This is a genomic window from Cupriavidus sp. CPT47-8839-RL05A, from assembly GCF_058792255.1.
In genome coordinates this window covers 17,517-38,932 of the sequence record NZ_JBYTEG010000024.1, presented here as the reverse complement: position 1 = coordinate 38,932, position 21,416 = coordinate 17,517, and the positions used below count along the sequence as shown (strand labels likewise).

The window sequence follows — 21,416 nt, the reverse complement described above, 5'->3', positions numbered from 1 at the left end:
TCCCGGCTGGCCGGCGCCAGTCTTGCGAGAGGCAGGCGGCGCACCCGACGGCCCGCATGCGTGCCGCCGGCGCCCCTCCACCGGGCACCGGCGCTTTCCCGAAACAACAGGAATCCTCTTGAACTTTCCCTACGAGTGGCAGATCGGCTGGCGATACACCCGCGCAAGCAAGCGCGCCAGCCGCAACACCTTCATTTCGTTCATCTCGATGATCTCGATGTTCGGGATCGCCCTTGGCGTCGCCGCGCTGATCGTGGTGCTGTCGGTGATGAACGGCTTCCAGAAGGAAGTGCGCGACCGCATGCTGTCGGTGCTGGCGCATATCGAAGTGATCGGCCCGTCGGCGCTGCCGGACTGGCAGAAGACCGCGGCCGAAGCCTTGCAGAACAAGGAAGTGACCGGCGCCGCGCCCTATGTCGCGGCCCAGGCCATGCTGACCCGCGACGACGCCGTGCGCGGCGTGCTGCTGCGCGGCGTGGAGCCGTCGCAGGAGCCCAAGGTCTCCGACATCGGCAGCCAGTTCCGGGCCGGCAGCATGACGGCGCTGGAGCCGGGCGGCTTCGGCATCGCGCTGGGCAACGAACTGGCCAACGCCATGGGCGTGCAGGTCGGCGACAAGGTCACGCTGGTGGCGCCGCAGGGCACCATCACGCCGGCGGGCGTGCTGCCGCGGCTCAAGCAGTTCACCGTGGTGGGCGTGTTCTCGTCCGGGCATTTCGAGTTCGACAGCGCGCTGGCGCTGGTCAACATGCATGACGCCGAGACCCTGTTCCGCCTGAGCGGCCCCACCGGCGTGCGCCTGAAGCTGCAGGACATGCAGCGCGCGCCGCAGGTGGCCAACGAGCTGGCCGGCACCATGTCGGGCGAGCTCTACCTGCGCGACTGGTCCAAGCAGAACCGCAACTGGTTTGCCGCGGTGCAGACCGAGAAGCGCATGATGTTCATCATCCTGACGCTGATCATCGCAGTGGCCGCGTTCAACCTGGTGTCGACGCTGGTGATGACCGTCACCGACAAGCAGGCCGATATCGCCATCCTGCGCACCATGGGCGCGCAGCCCGGCTCGATCATGAAGATCTTTATCGTGCAGGGCGTGGCCATCGGCTTTATCGGCACCATCCTGGGCGTGGCCGGCGGCACGCTGATCGCCACCAATATCGACGTGATCGTGCCTTTCATCGAGCGGCTGCTGCACGTGCAGTTCCTGCCGCGCGACATCTATTTCATCAGCGAACTGCCTTCGGATCCCCGCGTGAACGACATCGCCACCATCGGCATCATCTCCTTCGTGCTGGCCACGCTGGCCACGCTCTATCCCAGCTGGCGTGCCGCCCGCGTCAACCCGGCGGAGGCGCTGCGCTATGAGTGAAGCCGTGTTGCACGCCGATACCCCCACGCCCGCCGCGGACCAGCCGCGCACCGGCTCGCCGGTGCTGGTGGCCGAGGGCCTGACCAAGCATTTCCGCCAGGGCGAACTCGACGTGGACGTGCTGCGCGGCGTCGATGTGCGCGTCGATGCCGGCGAGAAGGTTGCCATCGTCGGCGCCTCGGGCTCGGGCAAGAGCACGCTGCTGCATGTGCTGGGCGGGCTGGATGAGCCCGACTCCGGCCGCGTCGCGCTGCTCGGCAAGCCCTTCACGGCGCTGCGCGAGCGCGAGCGCAACGTGGTGCGCAACCGCCAGCTGGGCTTCGTCTACCAGTTCCACCACCTGCTGCCGGAATTCACCGCGCTGGACAACGTGGCCATGCCGATGCGCATCCGCGGCCTGACCCAGCATGACGCGCGCGGCGTGGCGCAGGCCATGCTGGAGCGCGTGGGCCTGGGCGGGCGCGCGAAGCACCGCCCGGGCGAGCTGTCCGGCGGCGAGCGCCAGCGCGTGGCGATCGCGCGCGCGCTGGTGGGGCAGCCGGCCTGCGTGCTGGCCGACGAACCCACCGGCAACCTCGACGACCACACCGCCGGGGGCGTCTATGACCTGATGCTGGAACTGTCGCGCACGCTCGGCACCAGCTTCATCATCGTCACCCACGACCTGGACCTGGCCGGCCGCTGCGACCGCGTGCTGCGGCTGCGCGACGGGCACCTGCACCAGGAACGCTGAGCGGGCCGGCCCATGTGGATCGACACCCACTGCCACCTCGACGCCAGCGAGTTCGACGCTGACCGCCAGCAGGTGGCCGACGCGGCCGAGGCCGCCGGCGTGCGCGGCATCGTGGTGCCGGCGGTGGCAGCGTGGAACTTCGAGGCCGTGCGCGCGCTGGCGCGCCACGATGCGCGCTGCGTCTATGCGCTCGGCATCCATCCGCTGTGCTCGCCCGGTGCCGGCCAGGCCGACCTTGACACGCTGCGGCGCGAGGTGGTGGCGAGCATGGGCGACCCGCGCTTTGTCGGCATCGGCGAGATCGGGCTCGACTTCTTCGTCGCGGGGCTGGATGCGGAGCACCAGACCTGGCTCTACGCGGAGCAGCTGAAGATCGCGCGCGAATTTGACCTGCCGGTGCTGCTGCATGTTCGCAAGTCGCAGGACCAGGTTGGCGCGCAACTGCGCAAGCTGGGCGTGAAGCGCGGCATTGCCCACGCCTTCAACGGCAGCAATGAACAGGCGCGGCGCTTTGTCGAGCAGGGCCTGAAGCTCGGCTTCGGCGGCAACGTCACTTTCAGCCGTGCGCGGCAGATCCGCCGGCTGGCGACGGAGCTGCCGCTGGAGTCGCTGGTGCTGGAAACCGACGCACCCGATATTGCGCCGGCGTGGCTGTCTGACGATCAGTTCGGCGAACAGCACAAGGCGCGCAACACGCCGGCGGAGGTGGCGGGCGTGGCGCGTGTGATGGCTGAATTGCGCGGCATAGATGCGATGACGCTGGCGCAGGCGACGTGGCGCAATGCCGTGGATGCGATGCCGCGGCTGGCAGCGTTTGCAGATAGCATGGCGCCGCGGCCGGGCTGAAGTTAACGGGTCCCGCATTCACATTGCCCGCGGTTTGCTCCCCTCTCCCGCGAGCGGGAGAGGGGCCGGGGGAGGGGGCCGGTGCTGGCAGTACCTCATTACCTCCCAATCCCTGGCATGCATCCACAGATGCCAGTCACATAACTTCACTTCCTCCTGACAGCCTGACAAGGTTCCAGCCCCACTGCGGCGGTACAACCCTCTCTGTGCAAAACACGCAGGAGAGTTGTGGTGCGCTGGTTCGTGGTGGCTTTCGTCGCGGGATGCTGGACGCTGCAGCAGCAGTCAACATTGCCGCCGCAGGATGGCCTGCACCTCGGTGCTGTGGCGCTGGCATTGGTGGCTCTCGGCATTGCCTTGTGGGGCAGGCGCCTGCATGTCGTGCTGCATGGCCTGGCGCTTGCCGGGCTGGCGTTCGGCGCCGCCTTCTGCTGGGCGGCCTGGCGGGCCGAACTGCGCATGCGCGACTGGCTGCCGGCTGCGCTGGAGGCACGCGATCTCGACGTGCGCGGCGTGGTGTCGGGGCTGCCGGCGGATGCCGCCACCGGGACGCGTTTTGCTTTCACTGTTGAGCAGGGTGAAGCGGGCCAGCCTCTGCCTCGCCGCGTGATCCTCAACTGGCGCGGTGCGCCGCAGGACCTGCGTCCCGGGCAGCGCCTCGCGCTGACCCTGCGCCTGCGGCGTCCGCGCGGACTGGCCAATCCTTTCGGCTTCGACTATGCCTACTGGCTGCTGGCGCAAGACTACGGCGCCACCGGCTATGTGCGCAGTGCACGGGGCTCGTCCCAGGATGCATCACGAGAGCGGCTGGCGTGGCAGATAGAAGCCTGGCGCGCCGCCGTGCGCGCTCACCTGCGCGCGGCGCTGCCGGCCGATGCGCGCTTCGGCGCGGTGCTGATCGCGCTGGTCATCGGCGACCAGCGCGGCATCGATGCGGACGACTGGCAACTGTTCCGGCGCACCGGCGTCAGCCATCTGGTCGCGATCTCCGGGCTGCATATCACCATGATCGCCGGCATGGCGGCGTCGCTTGCCCGGCTGCTGTGGCGCCATTCGTTCGGACTCGGCCGCTGGCTGCGCCGGCCGTTACCGCTGCGGCTGCCGGCCCGGCAGGCCGCGCTGGTGGCGGCCGTGGCCAGTGCGCTGGCTTACGGCCTGCTGGCCGGCATGCAGATCCCGGCGCTGCGCACCGTGGCCATGCTCTGCGTGGCGGCCATTGCGGTGTGGGGTGCGCGTGCGCCGCCCGCCTCGGTGGTGCTGGCCTGGGCGGCGCTGGTGGCATTGCTGCTGGATCCGTGGGCGGTGATGTTGCCCGGCTTCTGGCTGTCCTTCGGCGCGGTGGCGGTGATCTTCTTCGCGGCCCGCGTCGGCCGCGATGCTTCGGCGCAAGGGCACTGGCAACGCCTGCGGTCCGCGCTCGCCGCCGCGGTGCGCACGCAGTGGGCCGTGACCATCGGGCTGGTGCCGCTGACGTTGCTGCTGTTCGGCCAGGTATCGGTGGTGTCGCCGTTGGCCAATGCGGTGGCGATCCCGCTCGTCAGCTTGCTGGTGACGCCGCTGGCACTGCTCGGCGCGGCCTTGCCGATGGCGCTGGCCGGGCCGGTGCTGGCGGTGGCCCACCAGGCCATGGTGGCGCTGGCCGCGGTGCTGGGCTGGCTTTCCGCGCTGCCATGGGCGATGTGGGAAGCGGCCAGCGCGGGGCCCCTGGCGCTGGTGCTGGCCGCGCTCGGGGTCGGGTTGCTGGTCGCGCCGGTCGCTTCCGCGCGCGTGCGCCTGCATGGCGGGCTGCTGATGCTGCCGATGCTGCTGGCGCGCGGCCCACCGGTTGCGCACGGCGAGTTCCGCGCCGTGATGCTGGACGTGGGGCAGGGCACGGCGGTGCTGGTGCGGACGCGCGCGCATGCGCTGCTGTATGACGCCGGGCCGGCCTATGGGTCGGGATCCAGCGCCGGTGCGCAGGTGGTGGTGCCATTGCTGCGGGGCGAGGGGATCGGCCGGCTCGACCACCTGATGGTCAGCCATGAAGACACCGATCATGCCGGCGGCGTGGCGGACGTCGCGGCGGCGGTGGCGGTGGCCGCGCGCAGCACCGGCGCGCCTGCCGGTCACGTCCTGCTTGGGTCGGCGGCCAATGACTGGCCGCCATGCGCGGCGGGCCAGCAATGGGAGTGGGACGGCGTGCGCTTTACCGTGCTGCATCCGCTCGCGGAGCAGGCGCAGCAGGCCGCCATTGCCAGCAATGCGCGCAGCTGCGTGCTGCGCGTGGATGCGGCGGCGCACAGCCTGCTCCTGACCGGCGATATCGGCGTGGCGCAGGAGCTTGCGTTGATCGACAGGTTGCCGGCCGAGGCGCTGCGTGCCGACGTGCTGGTGGTGGCCCACCATGGCAGCGGCACCTCGTCCGGCGCAGCCTGGCTGGAGGCGGTGCGCCCGTCGGCGGCGGTGTTCCAGCTGGGTTATGCCAACCGCTATCGCCACCCGAGCGGCGAGGTGTGGGAGCGCTACGGCCGCGCGGGCGTCCTGCGCTACCGGACCGATGAAACCGGCGCGGTGACCATGGACACTGCGCCCGGGGGCTTTGCCTTGTCGATGTTCCGGCAGGCGCAGCCGCGCTACTGGCGGGCGCGACCGCCGGCGCCGCGTTAGAACACTATCGAGTCAGCTGGCCTTGCGGCGGCGCGTGCGGGTGGCGGGCGGCGCGGGCGGGGCTGGCTCGGCCACGACGGGCCTGGCGCGGTTTCGTGCCGGCGGTACTGGCCGGGCCGGCTCGGCACCGGCGATGCGCCGTTCGCGCAGATGCGCCTTGGCGCGCTGCAGGCGCGGCGCGACGGTGTCGGCGCGCGCCAGCGCCACGCCTGCGGCCAGGACGTCGCCCAGCACCAGGTGGCTGATGCGCGAGGTCATCGGCGTGTAGACCTCGCTGTCTTCCTCGACGTCGGAGAACACGCAGACGTCGGCCAGCCGCGCCAGCGGCGAGCCGCTATGGGTGATCGCGAGCACGCTGGCGCCGCTGCTGCGCGCAAGCGTGGCAGCGGTCAGCATGTCCCAGGTGCGGCCGCTGTTGGAGACCAGCACGGCCACGTCGCCACGGGCGAGCAGCGCGGCCGACATGCTGAATACGTGCGGGTCGGAATACGCAACCGTCGGCATGCCCAGGCGGAAGAACTTGTGCTGGATGTCCAGCGCGACGATGCCGGAGTTGCCGCAGCCGTAGAACTCGATACGGCGCGCGCCGGCGAGCAGCTGGATGCCATGCTCGATCTGGTCGGCCGACAGCGCGTTGCGCACGCTCATCAGCGTGGCAATGGTGCGGTCGAAGACCTTGCCGGCGATGTCCGCGGGGCGGTCGTCGGCCGCGACATCCTGGTGCACGAAGGGTGTGCCGCCGCCGACGTTCTGCGCGAACTGCAGCTTGAATTCGCGGAAGCCGTCGTAGCCCAGCGCCGCGCAGAAGCGCGCGATGGTGGGCTGCGACACGCCGGCGCGCTCGGCCAGCTCGGGCATCGACAGCCGGATCACGGCGGCGCCATGCCGGGCGACATAGTCGGCCAGGCGGCGTTCAGAAGGGCGGAGCGTGTCGTAGACGGCTAGGATTCGGTCGCGCATGGCGGCAGGGAGGCAGTGTCTGGGGTTGCGGATATGTAGAGATTCTACATCGGATGGCGCCGCATCTTGCCCGAAATGGTGCGTCGTCCGCCCTCGGGGTTTGCCATGATTCCGGGAATTTCTGCGCAATTGTGATGCATGAGCGGGTCGACGGGGTGCTCGCGCTCGGTATAATGGCGGTGATCTGTAGAAAATCTACAATCGATGGCGCGGTATTGCCGCGCCGCCACCAAGCCCACAAGGAACGTCTCCGCCATGCCTTCTGCCGTCCATGCCGAGCTTCTTGCCGTCACCGAGCGCATCGTTGCGCGCAGCCGCGCCAGCCGCGCCGCCTACCTTGCCCGCTGCGAGCGTGCCCAGGCTGAACTGGGGCCGCTGCGCGGCATGTCCTGCGCCAACCTGGCGCACGGCTTTGCCGCACTGCCGGCCAACGACAAGCTGAAGCTGCGCGTCGACCATGCTCCCAACCTGGGCATCGTCACCGCGTACAACGACATGCTGTCGGCGCACCAGCCGTACGAGCGCTACCCCGCCGTGATCCGCGAGGCCGCGCGCGCGGTGGGCGCGGTGGCGCAGGTGGCGGGCGGCGTGCCGGCGATGTGCGACGGCATCACGCAGGGCAACCCGGGCATGGAGCTGTCGCTGTTCTCGCGCGATGCGATTGCGATGGGCACCGCGGTGGCGCTGTCGCACAACACCTTTGATGCGGCGCTGATGCTGGGCGTGTGCGACAAGATCGTGCCCGGCCTGCTGATGGGCGCGCTGCAGTTCGGCCACCTGCCGATGGTGTTCGTGCCGGCGGGCCCGATGGCCAGCGGGCTGCCCAACAAGGAGAAGGCGCGCGTGCGCCAGCTCTACGCCACCGGCCAGGTCGGGCGCGACGCGCTGCTCGAAGCCGAATGCCAGGCCTACCACGGCGCCGGCACCTGCACCTTCTACGGCACCGCCAACAGCAACCAGTTCCTGATGGAAATCATGGGCCTGCACCTGCCGGGCGCGGCCTTCGTGCACCCGGACAGCGGCCTGCGCGATGCGCTGACCGCGGCGGCCGCGCAACGCGCGATCGCCCTGCGCGCGCGCGGCGACGAATACCTGCCGCTGGCGCGCATTGTTGACGAACGCGCCATTGCCAACGCCATGGTCGGCCTGCTGGCGACCGGCGGCTCCACCAACCACACCATCCACCTGGTGGCGATGGCGCGCGCCGCGGGCATCGTCATCGACTGGAACGATTTCGACCTGCTGTCGCGCATCACGCCGCTGCTGGCGCGCGTCTACCCGAATGGCTCGGCCGATGTGAACCACTTCCATGCCGCGGGCGGCGCCGGTTTCGTCATCCGCGAACTGCTGCAGGCCGGCCTGCTGCACGAGGACGTGCAGACCGTGGCCGGCCCCGGGCTGGCCCGCTATGCGCAGGAACCGGTGATGACCGACGGCGTGCTGCGCTGGCGCGACGGCGCGGCGCACAGCGGCGACGCACAGGTGCTGGCGACGGCCGCGGAGCCTTTCTCGGCCGAGGGCGGGCTGCGGCTGATGCAGGGCAACCTGGGCCGCGGCGTGATCAAGGTCTCGGCGGTGGCGCCGGAGCACCGCGTGGTCGAAGCCCCGGTGCGGGTGTTCGATGCGCAAGAGGCGCTGCAGGCGGCCTTCGATGCGGGCGAGCTGACCGGCGACCTGGTCGCGGTCGTGCGTTTCCAGGGGCCGAATGCCAACGGCATGCCCGAGCTGCACCGCCTGACCCCGGTGCTGGGCGCGCTGCAGGACGCCGGCCACAAGGTGGCGCTGGTGACCGACGGCCGCATGTCCGGCGCGTCGGGCAAGGTGCCGGCGGTGATCCACGTCGGCCCCGAGGCGCTGGCCGGCGGCGCGCTCGCGCGCGTGCGCGACGGCGACCGCATCCGTGTCGATGCCGTTGCCGGCACGCTGCAGTGGCTGGGCGACGAAGGCGAATTCGCGGCGCGCGAGCTGGCCGCGGCGCCGGACGACGATTTCGCGCAATTCAGCCTGGGGCGCGGCCTGTTCGGCCTGTTCCGGCGCCACGCGCGCATCGCGGAAGAGGGCGGCAGCGCACTTGACCTGTCCGAGGCGGATGCCGGGGCCGGCGCAGGCGGGCGCCAACGTACCGCAGCGGCGCAAACCGTCGCACAATAGCCAGGCCTGAGGCCGATTTTCCCCTGAAGTTCCCTGCGGGGCGGCAGCGCCCCCGGGCGTCTTTGCGCCGCCGCAAGGACGTCCAGCTGGACCGACAAGGACAGACAAGGATGGCGACACCATCCGATACCAAGACCGACGGAGCAGACATGATCTATATCCTGATGGGCGTTTCCGGCAGCGGCAAGACCACGGTCGGCCAGTTGCTGGCGCAGCGACTGGGCTGCGGCTTCCATGACGCCGATGCATTCCACAGCGACGCCAACAAGGCCAAGATGCACGCCGGCGTCCCGCTGACCGACGAAGACCGCTGGCCGTGGCTGGCGGCCATGCGCGCAGCCATCGACGCGGCCCGGGCCGAAGGCCGCACCCATGTGTTCACCTGCTCGGCACTGCGCCAGGCCTACCGCGACCGGCTGACCCCGCCCGACGGCGGCGTGACCTTCGTCTTCATGAAGGGCGATGCATCGCTGATCGGCACGCGCCTGTCCGCGCGCACGGAACACTTCTTCAACCCCGACCTGCTGCAAAGCCAGTTCGATACGCTGGAAGAGCCCAGCGACGCGCTGGTGCTCGACATCCGCCAGTCGCCCGAGGCGCTGGTCGCCACCATCCTGCAGGCCACGGTGCCGCAGGGCGCCGCCGCGGCGCGCTGACCTGCTGACCTCGCCGACCGTTCCGGCCGGCCCCGTGCCCGTGCAGCCCGCAAGCGGCCGCCAGCTTGGCTGGCGGCCGTTTTTGCGTGCGCTGGCAGACATCTTGCTAGTTCACTTTCCGTGCCGGCCGGCACCCGCCAGCTTGCGGGTTTCGCCGGTACGGGTATGCTGAAAGGGCCAGTGACTCGACAGTATCGCCGTGAGCGTCCCGAACGGGCAGGCGCGGCGGGCTGGGGACAGGAAAGCCAGGGCAAAACCAGGGCAGCCGGTAGCGACCCCGAAGTCGCAGTGAAGCGGTAGCACCGGAAGCCCGCGACATGGAGGAACGGCCATCATGGCGGGGCGGTATTTCGACGAGATGCTGGACTGGCGCACGGACAGGGCGCAATGGGTTATCCAGGCGGGGCAGGCATTGCCTGAAGGCGCGGTGCGCGCGCATTACCGGCATTTCGCTGACTGGCTGGCGCGGCAGTCTGAAGGCACGATGGGCAACAAGCGCGCCGAGGCCGACCTGATCTTCCGGCGCGTGGGTATTACCTTTGCCGTCTACGGCGACAAGGATGAAGCCAACAGCGGCACCGAACGCACCATTCCGTTCGACGTGATCCCGCGCATCTTCCCGGCCAGCGAATGGGCGCTGCTGGAAAAAGGGCTGCGCCAGCGCGTGGCCGCGCTCAACCGCTTTGTCCACGATATCTACCACGGCCAGGACATCATCCGCGCCGGCGTGATCCCGCCCGACCAGATCTACAACAACGCCCAGTACCGGCCCGAGATGCTAGGCGTCAACGTGCCGCACGACATCTATGCGCACGTGGCCGGCATCGATGTGGTGCGCGCCGGCGAGGGCGAGTTCTACGTGCTGGAAGACAACCTGCGCGTGCCCTCGGGTGTGTCGTACATGCTGGAAAACCGCAAGATGATGATGCGGTTGTTCCCGGACCTGTTCGCGCGCAACCGCGTGGCGCCGGTGGCCCACTATCCTGACCTGTTGCTCGACATGCTGCGCGGGGTGTCGCCGCAGGCCATTGCCGATCCCACCGTGGTGGTGCTGACGCCGGGCATGTACAACTCGGCCTACTTCGAGCATGCCTTCCTGGCGCAGCAGATGGGCGTGGAACTGGTCGAAGGCAGCGATCTCTTCGTCGAGGACGACCACCTGTTCATGCGCACCACGCAGGGCCCGCAGCGCGTCGACGTGATCTACCGCCGCGTCGACGACGACTTCCTCGACCCGCTGGTGTTCCGCCACGACTCCTCGCTGGGCGCGGCCGGCCTGCTGTCGGTCTACCGCGCCGGCAACGTGACCATCTGCAACGCCATCGGCACGGGCGTGGCCGACGACAAGTCGATCTATCCGTACGTGCCCGACATGATCCGCTTCTACCTGGGCGAAGAGGCCATCCTCAGCAACGTGCCGACCTATATGTGCCGGCGCCCGGACGACCTGCAGTACGTGCTGGACCATATGGAAGAACTGGTGGTCAAGGAGACCCACGGCGCCGGCGGCTACGGCATGCTGGTCGGCCCGGCCGCCACGCGGGCCGAGATCGATGCCTTCCGCGAAGTGGTGAAGGCGCGCCCGGAGCAGTACATCGCGCAGCCGACGCTGGCGCTGTCGACCTGCCCGACCTATGTGGAGTCGGGCATCGCGCCGCGCCATATCGACCTGCGCCCGTTCGTGCTGTCGGGCAAGGAGGTGCGCATGGTGCCAGGCGGGCTGACCCGCGTGGCGCTGCGCGAAGGCTCGCTGGTGGTGAATTCCTCGCAAGGGGGCGGCACCAAGGACACCTGGGTGCTGGAACGATGAACGCGAACCACGTGATGACCGCCGCAACGACCGCCATGGCGACCGCCGCCACGCCAGGAGAGCCCACATGCTGAGCCGCACCGCCGACCACCTGTTCTGGATGGCCCGCTACACCGAGCGCGCGGAGAACACTGCGCGCATGCTCGACGTCAACTACCAGACCTCGCTCCTGCCGCAATCGGCCGAGGTGGCCGAGCAGGGCTGGTGGGCCATGCTCGATATCTCCGAGCTGACCGACGTCTTCGACCACAAGTACGGACTGCTGTCGCGCGACGATGTGATCGACTTCATGGTGCGCGACATGACCAACGCCTCGTCCATCATGAGCTGCCTGCGCGCGGCGCGCGAGAACGCGCGCGCGGTGCGCGGCTCGCTGACCACCGAGGTCTGGGAGACCGTCAACACCACCTGGCTGGAGGTGCAGCGCCTGATCGCCGACGGCGTGCTGAAGGAAGACCCGTCGGCGTTCTTTGAATGGGTCAAGTTCCGCTCGCACCTGGCGCGCGGGGTCCAGTTCGGCACCATGCTCAAGGACGATGCCTTCCACTTCATGCGGCTGGGCACATTCCTGGAGCGCGCCGACAACACCGCGCGGATCCTCGACGTCAAGTTCCAGGCATCGGGCAGCGACGAGAGCGATGCCAACCGCGACCAGAACGATTTCTATCACTGGGCCGCGGTGCTGCGCTCGGTATCGGGCTTCGAGGTCTACCGCAAGGTCTATCGCGCGGTCATTACGCCGCAGCGCGTGGCCGAGCTGCTGATCCTGCGGCCCGACATGCCGCGCTCGCTGGTGTCGAGCATGGACGAGGTGGTGGCCATCCTGCATACGGTGCGCAACCAGCAATCAGCGGAAACCGAGCGCCAGGCTGGTAAACTCCACGCCGACCTGAAGTACGCGCGCATCGACGATATTTTCGCGGTCGGCCTGCACGCGTACCTGACCAGCTTCCTGGAGCGCATCGGCGATCTCGGCAATGGCATCAGCCGGGACTTCCTCGTGCCGCTGCTGGCTGCCTGAAATGGGCCGCCGGCAGGCTCCATGTGCCGCCGCCGCGCCCTGATACCGTGAAATACAAGATCCACCACCATACTGTTTACCGCTACGCCGAGCCGGTGCGCCGCAGCGTGCACGAAGTGCGGCTCGAGCCGCGTTCGGGCCCGCTGCAGACGGTGCACCGCTGGCAACTGGTCGCGCCTGGCAATCCGTCGGCGGCGCGCGACGGCTTCGGCAATATCGTGCACAACTTCACGGTGGCCGGACCGACCGGCACCATCTCGATCGAAGCCAGCGGCGAGGTGGAAGTGCTGCCGCCGCATGGCGACCTCGACCGGGACGGCCACCATGCGTTCTGCGACGCTCCGCCCCCCGGCGAATCCCGGGTGTCGCCGCTGTACTTCCTCGGCAGCACGCCACTGACCTCGGCACCGCCGGAGATGCAGGCGTTTGCCGCACCGTTCCTGGCGGCCGGGCACGAGATTCCGGCGCTGCTGGCGCTGGCCCAGGGAATTGCGGAGCGGGTGCGCTACAAGCCCAACACCACCGACGTCGGCACCTCGGCGGCCGAAGCCTTCAGCCTGGGCAGCGGCGTGTGCCAGGACCAGGCGCAGGTGATGGTGGCGGCGTGCCGGGCGCTCGGTATCCCGGCACGCTATGTGAGCGGATACTTCTACGATCCGGCCGCGATCGAGATGGCCAGCCATGCCTGGGCCGACGTATGCCTGGACCCGGCGCGCGAGGTGTGGTGCAGCGTCGACATCACCCACGGCTGCCTGACCGACGAGCGTCATATACGCCTCGCGGTGGGGCGCGATTATGCGTCGGCTGCACCAGTCAGGGGCATCCTGGAAGGGGGTTCCGGCGAGACGCTTGAAGTCAATGTGAGTATCACGCCGCTTTTTACCTGATTAGGTGCCTGATTCCAGACAGGGGGCTGTGCTGCGATACCGGCGCTAGAATCCGGGGTATGCAGGCCATCGGCTGGCCACTTCCGGCCGCCGCAAAGCACACCAAAACAAGACCATGACTTACTGTGTAGCCATGCGGCTGGATGCCGGCCTGGTATTCCTGTCCGATTCCCGCACCAATGCGGGGGTAGATGCCATCTCCACGTCGCGCAAGATGACGGTGTTCGAAGAGCCCGGCGACCGCGTGATGGTGCTGATGACCGCCGGCAACCTGGCGATCAGCCAGTCGGTGCGCCAGATCCTGGCCGAGAACCATGACGAGAAGCGCTCGCTGTGGACCGCGCGCGACATGTTCGAGGCCGCTTCCATCGTCGGCGAGGCGGTGCGCCAGGTGCACAAGCGCGATGCGCATGCGCTGCGCGATGCCGGCATCGAATTCAATGTCAGCCTGATCTTCGGCGGCCAGGTGCGCGGTGAACGCGTGCGGCTGTTCAACATCTACGCGGCCGGCAATTTTGTCGAGGCCACGCCCGAGAACTGCTACTTCCAGATCGGCGAGGCCAAGTACGGCAAGCCCATCGTCGACCGCGTGGTGCACCCGTCGCTGCCGCTGGCCGAGGCGGCCAAATGCGCGCTTATCTCAATGGATTCGACGCTCAAGTCGAATATCTCGGTCGGCCTGCCGCTGGACCTGCTGGTCTATGAGGCCGATACGCTGTGCGTGACGCGCTTCGTCAACATCGACGAGCGCAACGCCTACTTCCGCATGATCCGCGACACCTGGGGGCAGCGCCTGCGCCAGGTCTTTGGCGAGATCCACAATCCCGAGTGGGATCCCGGCGCGCCCGCCGAATTCTCGCTGGCGCGTCCCGGCGAGGCCGACCGCTGGGGCCAGCCGGTGCGCGCCAAGCGCAATCCGTCGCGTACCCAGGACTGAGGGCCGGGCGAGGAAACAAGCGATGCGCGAGATCATTCATTTTTCGCATGCCAACGGCTTTCCGGTGACCACCTACCGCAAGCTGTTCGGCGAACTGGACGGCGACTTCGAATTCCGCGCCGTGGACCGCTACGGGCACAAGCCCGAATTCCCGGTGACGCGCGGCTGGCCGCACCTGGTGGAGGAGCTGCTCGGTGAGATCGACCGCCAGTACCACGAGCCGGTGTGGCTGGTGGGCCATTCGCTGGGCGGCTTCCTGTCGCTGATGGCGGCGCTGCGGCGCCCGGAGCGCGTGCGCGGCGTGGTGATGCTGGATTCGCCGATCATTGCCGGCTGGCGCGCGTCGCTGCTGAAGACCGCCCAGATGTTCGGCATGGACGAAAAGCCCGGCCCGGCGGCGGTGACCAAAAACCGGCGCACCCACTGGCCGGACGCCGAGGCGGTCTGGGAACACTTCCGCGCCAAGCCCAACTTCGCGGTGTGGGACCAGGAGGTGCTGCGCGACTACGCCATCCACGGCACCGAGCCGACCGGCAAGGACAACGAGCGGCGGCTGCGCTTTGACCGCGAGGTCGAATACTGGATCTACCGCACGCTGCCGACCAGCCTGGGGCGCAAGGTGGCGCGCGGCGCTCCGGTGCCGGTCGGCTTTGTCGCCGGCACGCGTTCGCGCGAGGTGCGCCAGTGCGGGCTGGGTGCCACTCGCAAGCTGGTCGGCCCGAACCTGCGCTTTATCGAGGGCGGCCACCTGTACCCGATGGAGCGGCCGCAGGAGACGGCGCAGCTGGTGCGCGACCTGATCGGCGCGATGCGCCGCGAGGGGCGCTGAGGCGGGGTGCGGCGCATGCGCCGCAACGCACCGGGAAAGCCTGTTGCAGCCCCGCCGAGGAGGGGGGCTGTCACAATTTCCGGGTCGGCGGGAATCGGGCTCTCATGTATAATCCCGATTTCCCCGGCAAGCTCGGTTTATGACCAAATTCGTCTTCGTCACCGGTGGCGTCGTCTCTTCTCTCGGCAAGGGCATCGCTGCTGCCTCGCTCGCGGCCATTCTTGAGTCGCGCGGCCTCAAAGTCACCCTCCTCAAGCTAGATCCCTACATCAACGTCGATCCCGGCACGATGAGCCCTTTCCAGCATGGCGAGGTGTTTGTCACGGAAGACGGTGCTGAAACCGACCTGGATCTCGGCCACTACGAGCGTTTCGTCTCGGCCAAGATGCGCAAGTCGAACAACTTCACCACCGGCCAGATCTACGAATCGGTGATCCGCAAGGAGCGCCGCGGCGAATACCTGGGCAAGACCGTGCAGGTGATCCCGCATATCACCAACGAGATCCAGGCTTTCGTCGAGAAGGGCGCCGCGGCGTCGCACGACGGCAAGGCCGACGTGGCGCTGGTCGAAATCGGCGGCACCGTGGGTGACATCGAATCGCTGCCGTTCCTGGAAGCCGCGCGCCAGATGAGCCTGCGCATGGGCCGCAACCACTGCGCCTTCGTGCACCTGACGCTGGTGCCGTTCATTGCCAGCGCCGGCGAGCTCAAGACCAAGCCGACCCAGCACTCGGTGCAGAAGCTGCGCGAAATCGGCATCTCGCCGACCGCGCTGCTGTGCCGCGCCGACCGCCCGATCCCTGACGACGAGCGCGCCAAGATTTCGCTGTTCGCCAATATCCCGCAAGACGCCGTGATTTCGGTGTGGGATGCGGACAGCATCTACAAGATCCCGCAGATGCTCAACGAGCAGGGCCTGGACCGTCTGATCTGCGAGGAGCTGCGCCTGGACCCCAAGCCGGCCGACCTGTCGATGTGGCAGAAGCTGGTCAATGCCCAGGAAAATCCCGAGCACGAGATCACCATCGGCATGGTCGGCAAGTACGTCGACCTGACCGAGTCGTACAAGTCGCTGATCGAGGCGCTGCGCCACGCCGGCATGCACACCGCCACGCGCGTCAACATCGAGTACATCGATTCCGAGGAACTGGAATCGGGCCACCTCGAAGTGCTGGCCCCCCTCGACGCCATCCTGGTGCCGGGCGGCTTCGGCAAGCGCGGCACGGAAGGCAAGATCCGCGCGATCCAGTACGCCCGCGAGAACAAGATCCCGTACCTGGGCATCTGCCTGGGCATGCAGCTGGCCGTGATCGAGTTTGCCCGCCACCTGGCCGGCATGACCGATGCCAACTCGACCGAGTTCAACCTGGAAACCGAACACCCCGTGGTCGCGCTGATCACCGAGTGGGTCGACCGCGAAGGCAAGGTCGAGCAGCGCTCGGCCGATTCCGACCTGGGCGGCACCATGCGCCTGGGCGCCCAGCGCGTGCCGGTCAAGGAAGGCACCAAGGCCGCGACGATCTACGGTGCCGAGGTCAACGAACGCCACCGTCACCGCTACGAGGTCAACAACCACTACGTGCCGACGCTGGAAAAGGCCGGCATGGTGATCTCGGCGCGCACGCCGACCGAGAACCTGCCGGAAATGATGGAGCTGCCCGAGTCGATGCACCCTTGGTTCGTCGGCGTGCAGTTCCACCCGGAATTCACCTCGACGCCGCGCGACGGCCACCCGCTGTTCAAGGCCTACGTCGAAGCCGCGCTGGCCAGCCAGCAGCGCAAGGGCGCGTAAGCCCCGGCGGCAAGCAGGAGAGACAGTCATGAAACTCTGTGGATTCGAGGCCGGCCTCGACCAGCCGTTCTTCCTGATCGCGGGTCCGTGCGTGATCGAGTCGGAGCAGATGGCGCTGGATACGGCCGGCGAGCTCAAGGCGATCACCGCTGAACTGGGCATCCCGTTCATCTACAAGTCGTCGTTCGACAAGGCCAACCGGTCTTCGGGCAAGTCGTTCCGCGGCCTGGGGATGGAGAAGGGCCTGGAGATCCTGGCGACGGTCAAGCGCGAGATCGGCGTGCCGGTGCTGACCGACATCCACGAGATCGACGAGATCAAGCCCGTCGCCGCCGTGGTCGACGTGCTGCAGACGCCGGCCTTCCTGTGCCGCCAGACCGATTTCATCCGTGCCTGCGCCCAGAGCGGCAAGCCGGTGAATATCAAGAAGGGCCAGTTCCTGGCGCCGCACGACATGAAGAACGTGATCGACAAGGCGCGCGACGCCGCGCGCGAAGCCGGTCTGCCTGACGATGTCTTCATGGCCTGCGAGCGTGGTGTCTCGTTCGGCTACAACAATCTTGTGTCCGACATGCGCTCGCTGGCGATCATGCGCGAGACCGGTGCCCCGGTGGTGTTCGACGCCACCCACTCGGTGCAGCTGCCGGGCGGCCAGGGCACCAGCTCGGGCGGCCAGCGCGAGTTCGTGCCGGTGCTGTCGCGCGCCGCCGTCGCCACCGGCATCGCGGGCCTGTTCATGGAAACGCACCCGGACCCGAGCAAGGCCATGTCCGATGGCCCCAACGCGGTGCCGCTGTCGCGCATGAAGGAACTGCTGGCCGTGCTCAAGGACCTGGACACGCTGGTCAAGCGCGCCGGCTTCCTGGAAGACAACTTCGGCTGGCCGGCCTGCGCCTGAGCCGGCCCGGTTTTGTCACCACCGCAATGCCGGTGGTGACAAACCATATCGAAAGACAATACAAAAAATCGGGAGATTCTCCATGGCCGCGGGCTTTATCATCGCCTACGTCGACGTGACCGACCCCCAGCAGTACGAGGAATACAAGGTGCTCTCGAGCAAGGCCATGCAGATCCATGGCGCCGAGGTACTCGTGCGCGGCGGCAAGACCGAGCCGCTGGAAGGCGAGTGGGCGCCGGCCCGCGTCGTGGTGCTGAAATTCCCCAGCTATGAAGCCGCCAAGTCGTTCCACGACGGCGAAGCCTATCGCGCCGCCCGCAAGGCGCGCGAGCACGCGGCAAAGATGAACATGATCGTGGTGGAAGGCGCTGCCTGAGGGTTGTCGGGCAGTTTGACATGCGCCTGACACGGGCACAGGTTGAAGTAATCAGCAGCAGCAAGAATCAACAGTCAGAGAGGAATTCATGAGTGCAATCGTAGATATCATCGGTCGCGAGGTTCTCGACTCGCGCGGCAACCCCACCGTCGAATGCGACGTGCTGCTGGAATCCGGCGTGATGGGCCGTGCGGCAGTGCCGTCGGGCGCGTCGACCGGTTCGCGCGAAGCCATCGAGCTGCGTGACGGCGACAAGAGCCGCTACCTGGGCAAGGGCGTGCTGAAGGCTGTCGAGCACATCAACACCGAAATCTCCGAAGCCATCATGGGCCTAGATGCCTCCGAGCAGGCCTTCCTGGACCGCACCCTGATCGACCTCGACGGCACCGAGAACAAGGGCCGCCTGGGCGCCAACGCCATGCTGGCCGTGTCGATGGCCGTGGCCAAGGCCGCCGCTGAAGAAGCCGGCCTGCCGCTGTACCGCTACTTCGGCGGTTCGGGCGCGATGCAGCTGCCGGTGCCGATGATGAACATCGTCAACGGCGGCGCGCACGCCAACAACAGCCTGGACATCCAGGAATTCATGGTCATGCCGGTGTCGCAGACCAGCTTCCGCGAAGCGCTGCGTTGCGGTGCCGAGATCTTCCACGCGCTGAAGAAGATCCTGGCCGACAAGGGCATGTCCACCGCGGTGGGCGACGAGGGCGGCTTCGCCCCGAACTTCTCGTCCAACGAGGAATGCCTGAACACCATCGTGCAGGCCATCGAGAAGGCCGGCTACCGCGCCGGTGAAGACGTGCTGCTGGCGCTGGACTGCGCCGCCAGCGAGTTCTACCACGAAGGCGAAGGCGTGTACCAGCTGGAGGGCGAAGGCCTGAAGCTGTCGTCGACCCAGTTCGCCGACTACCTGGCCAACCTGTGCGACAAGTTCCCGATCGTGTCGATCGAGGACGGCATGGCCGAAGGCGACTGGGACGGCTGGAAGACGCTGACCGAGAAGCTGGCCAAGCGCGTGCAGCTGGTGGGCGACGACCTGTTCGTCACCAACACCAAGATCCTGAAGGAAGGCATCGAGAAGGGCATCGGCAACTCGATCCTGATCAAGATCAACCAGATCGGCACGCTGACCGAAACCTTTGCTGCCATCGAGATGGCCAAGCGCGCCGGCTACACCGCCGTGATCTCGCACCGCTCGGGCGAAACCGAAGACAGCACCATTGCCGACATCGCCGTGGGCACCAACGCCGGCCAGATCAAGACCGGCTCGCTGTCGCGCTCGGACCGCATGGCCAAGTACAACCAGCTGCTGCGCATCGAGGAAGACCTGGGCGATATCGCCAGCTACCCGGGCAAGGGCGCGTTCTACAACCTGCGCTGACACCTTGCCCCGCCGTTCCCGCTTGCGCGGGAGCGGCAGCAAGCGGATGGAATGGCGGCGGCCAGGGATTCCCTGGCCGCCGCCGTTTTTGTATCGAAATCTGCCTGGCAATTGCCTTCTAGGCTGAGTTCGCAGATCATTGTGCGGAATTTCCTGTCCGCCATCTTTCATGCGCCTGATCTCGCTGCTGTTGTTCGTGCTGTTGCTTGCCATCCAGTACCCACTCTGGCTGGGCAAGGGCGGATGGCTGCGCGTATGGGACCTGAACCGGCAACTGACCGAGCAGGGCACCCGCAACCAGACGCTCAAGCTGCGCAACGCCAAGCTGGAAGGCGAAGTCGCCGACCTGCAGGACGGCACCGGCGCGATCGAGGAACGTGCCCGCTATGAGCTGGGCATGGTGAGGGAAGGCGAGGTCTTCGTGCAGTTTGTCGCGCCGGCGCCCAAGGTCAGCGCCACGCCGCCGTTGCCGCCGCCGGCGAATTCGGTCGCCGGAAGAGGCGGCCACTAAGGGGCGTCTTGCCTCTCGCTGTCGGTGGACTTGGATCCAGCCCGCCGCCTGCCTGTCACCACCAGCCGTACGGATAACCGCCCCAGCCCCAGCCGGGCATGCCGACGCTGACGCCGCCGCCCCAGCGGCCGCCACCCCATCCCCCGTAATACAGGTTCCAGCTGGTGTTCGGATAGCCATAAGCCGCGCGCGCCGCCGCGGCCTGCTGGTCGAGCGCGATCGCGGCGGCCTGCTCGCGCAGAATCTCCTGGTTCAGCGTGTCGAGCTTCTGCTTGTCGTCGGCCGTCAGCGGCGCTGGCGGGATGGCGTTGGGCGCCAGCCGCGCCGTGGGCGGCGAGCCGTTGGCGTCGCGCGGCAGCTCAGCGCAGCCTGTGGCCAGCAGCAGTGCGCCGGTCGCGGCGCAGGCGGCAATGGCGCGCAGCACGGCCGGCACGATGGCAGGGGATTCAGGCAGGGAGGGGGTGGCTCGGGCGGACATGGCTGTACTCAGGCTTGCTTGCGGCAGCTGGATGCTGCCATCGTACAGCCGTTGGACAGGACGGCAAGGCGGTTGTTTCCGCCGTGCCGCCCCGCGCCCGCCGCTCAGTGGTGCTGCTGCGCGCCGGCACCGGCGCCGGTGGCGACATGGGTGGCCGAGAACAGCTGGGCGCAGTCGACCGGATCGAACTCATAGCGCAGGCCGCAGAAGTCGCAGTGGATCTCCACCTGGCCGCGCTCGGCGATGATGCCTTCGATCTCTTCCTGGCCCAGCGACTGCAGCATGCCCGCCACCTTGGGGCGCGAGCAGGAGCAATGGAAATGCGGCGTCAGCGGCTCAAACACGCGCAGGCCGGCGGCCTGCAGGTCTTCCCAGAACAGGCGGCGCAGCAGGGTGTCGGGGGTCTCGGCCAGCAGTTCGTCGGCCTTGAGCGTGGCGCCCAGCTGCACGGCGCGGTCCCAGGTGTCCAGGTCCTGCGCGCGGACATGGCTGGCCAGCGGCGCGCCGGTCTCGCCGACTTCCGCGGTGCCGCCGTAGGCCGGCAGCTTCTGCAGCAGCATGCCGGCGGCGACGTGGTCGTCCGCCGCCAGCCACAGGCGCGTGTCGAGCTGCTCGGACGCCTGCATGTAGTGCTCCAGCACGGCGCTGATCGAGGCCAGCGGGCCGTGCGCGTCGGCCAGCGGCACAATGCCCTGGTACGCCTGCTGGCCCGGCAGCTTGTCCTTCGGGTCCAGCGTGATGGCAAAGCGGCCGTGGCCGTGGGCGTTGACCATCTGCGCCAGCGTGGCGTCGTCGGCGATGTGCGCGTCCTCGGCCAGCTTGGCGGTGGCGCGCATCGACAGGTCGGACAGGCATTCCACCACCAGCATGCGCACCGGGCCGTCGCCGTGCAGCTGCATCACCAGCGCCCCGTTGAACTTCAGGTTGGCCGACAGCAGCGCCGCGGCGGCCATCATCTCGCCCAGCAGCCGGCGCACCGGTGCGGGGTAGCTGTGGCGGCCCAGCACTTCTTGCCAGGTGGCTTCCATGCGCACCAGCTCGCCGCGCACGGGGGCCGCGTCGAACAGGAATTTCTGCAGGGTGTCGGGGGTGGTGGTATCGGTCACAATAATCTGTCGATGATTCGGTAGGTGCCGCC

The 21,416-nt window shown here is 68.1% G+C and carries 20 protein-coding genes; 16 read left to right on the top strand and 4 right to left on the bottom strand.

All coding sequences use genetic code 11. The features are described from left to right. Window positions 1-118 precede the first annotated feature (118 nt). From AC3WVS_RS25560 to AC3WVS_RS25545, 4 genes are all read left to right on the top strand, one after another. A complete protein-coding gene (locus AC3WVS_RS25560; RefSeq protein WP_492320846.1) occupies window positions 119-1,369 on the top strand; it encodes a lipoprotein-releasing ABC transporter permease subunit in 1,251 nt (416 codons plus the stop codon). Further along, window positions 1,362-2,102 (top strand): lipoprotein-releasing ABC transporter ATP-binding protein LolD, encoded by a 741-nt coding sequence (gene lolD, locus AC3WVS_RS25555; protein WP_492320845.1) that lies wholly within the window; start codon window positions 1,362-1,364, stop codon window positions 2,100-2,102. Before AC3WVS_RS25560 ends, lolD begins: the two co-directional genes overlap by 8 nt. 12 nt (window positions 2,103-2,114) lie before the next feature. Continuing rightward, window positions 2,115-2,948, top strand: a complete 834-nt coding sequence (locus tag AC3WVS_RS25550) for a TatD family hydrolase (protein ID WP_492320844.1) — start codon at window positions 2,115-2,117, stop codon at window positions 2,946-2,948. Between the two features lie 231 nt (window positions 2,949-3,179). Continuing rightward, window positions 3,180-5,594 carry a DNA internalization-related competence protein ComEC/Rec2 gene (locus AC3WVS_RS25545; protein WP_492320843.1) on the top strand — a complete coding sequence of 805 codons (2,415 nt, stop codon included), beginning with the start codon at window positions 3,180-3,182 and terminating at the stop codon, window positions 5,592-5,594. Window positions 5,595-5,606: 12 nt separating this feature from the next. On the opposite strand, the gene AC3WVS_RS25540 is transcribed toward AC3WVS_RS25545, so the two are convergent. Then, window positions 5,607-6,554: a MurR/RpiR family transcriptional regulator gene (locus AC3WVS_RS25540; RefSeq protein WP_492320842.1), complete on the bottom strand. Its 948-nt coding sequence runs from the start codon at window positions 6,552-6,554 to the stop codon at window positions 5,607-5,609. Between the two features lie 44 nt (window positions 6,555-6,598). Then, window positions 6,599-6,811, bottom strand: a complete 213-nt coding sequence (locus tag AC3WVS_RS25535) for a hypothetical protein (protein ID WP_492320841.1) — start codon at window positions 6,809-6,811, stop codon at window positions 6,599-6,601. Here AC3WVS_RS25535 and edd point away from each other — a divergent pair. From edd to ftsB, 12 genes are all read left to right on the top strand, one after another. Then, window positions 6,810-8,705 (top strand): phosphogluconate dehydratase, encoded by a 1,896-nt coding sequence (edd, locus tag AC3WVS_RS25530; RefSeq protein ID WP_492320840.1) that lies wholly within the window; start codon window positions 6,810-6,812, stop codon window positions 8,703-8,705. The two genes, AC3WVS_RS25535 and edd, sit on opposite strands and share 2 nt — an antisense overlap. 149 nt (window positions 8,706-8,854) lie before the next feature. Then, entirely contained in the window at window positions 8,855-9,361 is a 507-nt protein-coding gene (locus AC3WVS_RS25525; protein WP_492320900.1) for a gluconokinase, read from the top strand. 334 nt (window positions 9,362-9,695) lie between these two features. Next, window positions 9,696-11,171, top strand: coding sequence for a circularly permuted type 2 ATP-grasp protein (locus tag AC3WVS_RS25520; RefSeq protein ID WP_492320839.1), 1,476 nt, complete (start codon window positions 9,696-9,698; stop codon window positions 11,169-11,171). Window positions 11,172-11,238: 67 nt separating this feature from the next. After that, window positions 11,239-12,192, top strand: coding sequence for an alpha-E domain-containing protein (locus AC3WVS_RS25515; protein WP_010809003.1), 954 nt, complete (start codon window positions 11,239-11,241; stop codon window positions 12,190-12,192). A gap of 47 nt (window positions 12,193-12,239) precedes the next feature. Continuing rightward, window positions 12,240-13,079 (top strand): transglutaminase family protein, encoded by an 840-nt coding sequence (locus AC3WVS_RS25510; RefSeq protein WP_492320838.1) that lies wholly within the window; start codon window positions 12,240-12,242, stop codon window positions 13,077-13,079. 115 nt (window positions 13,080-13,194) lie between these two features. Continuing rightward, window positions 13,195-14,016 carry a proteasome-type protease gene (locus AC3WVS_RS25505; protein ID WP_492320837.1) on the top strand — a complete coding sequence of 274 codons (822 nt, stop codon included), beginning with the start codon at window positions 13,195-13,197 and terminating at the stop codon, window positions 14,014-14,016. A 22-nt stretch (window positions 14,017-14,038) separates the two neighbouring features. Continuing rightward, window positions 14,039-14,845 (top strand): alpha/beta fold hydrolase, encoded by an 807-nt coding sequence (locus AC3WVS_RS25500; RefSeq protein WP_010809000.1) that lies wholly within the window; start codon window positions 14,039-14,041, stop codon window positions 14,843-14,845. Window positions 14,846-14,984: 139 nt separating this feature from the next. Beyond that, window positions 14,985-16,637, top strand: a complete 1,653-nt coding sequence (pyrG, locus tag AC3WVS_RS25495; RefSeq protein ID WP_492320836.1) for a CTP synthase — start codon at window positions 14,985-14,987, stop codon at window positions 16,635-16,637. 28 nt (window positions 16,638-16,665) lie between these two features. Then, complete coding sequence (gene kdsA, locus AC3WVS_RS25490) at window positions 16,666-17,535, top strand: 3-deoxy-8-phosphooctulonate synthase (RefSeq protein WP_492320835.1); 870 nt, start codon at window positions 16,666-16,668, stop codon at window positions 17,533-17,535. Window positions 17,536-17,617: 82 nt separating this feature from the next. Next, window positions 17,618-17,911: a DUF1330 domain-containing protein gene (locus tag AC3WVS_RS25485; protein WP_492320834.1), complete on the top strand. Its 294-nt coding sequence runs from the start codon at window positions 17,618-17,620 to the stop codon at window positions 17,909-17,911. A gap of 88 nt (window positions 17,912-17,999) precedes the next feature. Next, a complete protein-coding gene (gene eno / locus AC3WVS_RS25480; RefSeq protein ID WP_492320833.1) occupies window positions 18,000-19,289 on the top strand; it encodes a phosphopyruvate hydratase in 1,290 nt (429 codons plus the stop codon). A gap of 169 nt (window positions 19,290-19,458) precedes the next feature. Continuing rightward, complete coding sequence (ftsB, locus tag AC3WVS_RS25475) at window positions 19,459-19,800, top strand: cell division protein FtsB (RefSeq protein WP_010808995.1); 342 nt, start codon at window positions 19,459-19,461, stop codon at window positions 19,798-19,800. A 55-nt stretch (window positions 19,801-19,855) separates the two neighbouring features. Here ftsB and AC3WVS_RS25470 read toward each other — a convergent pair whose 3' ends face one another. Both AC3WVS_RS25470 and hslO read right to left on the bottom strand, forming a co-directional pair. Beyond that, the gene (locus AC3WVS_RS25470; protein ID WP_492320832.1) at window positions 19,856-20,278 is read right to left on the bottom strand and encodes a hypothetical protein; all 423 of its coding nucleotides are present in this window, start codon (window positions 20,276-20,278) and stop codon (window positions 19,856-19,858) included. A 104-nt stretch (window positions 20,279-20,382) separates the two neighbouring features. Beyond that, window positions 20,383-21,384: an Hsp33 family molecular chaperone HslO gene (hslO, locus tag AC3WVS_RS25465; RefSeq protein ID WP_492320831.1), complete on the bottom strand. Its 1,002-nt coding sequence runs from the start codon at window positions 21,382-21,384 to the stop codon at window positions 20,383-20,385. Between the last annotated feature and the right edge of the window lie 32 nt (window positions 21,385-21,416).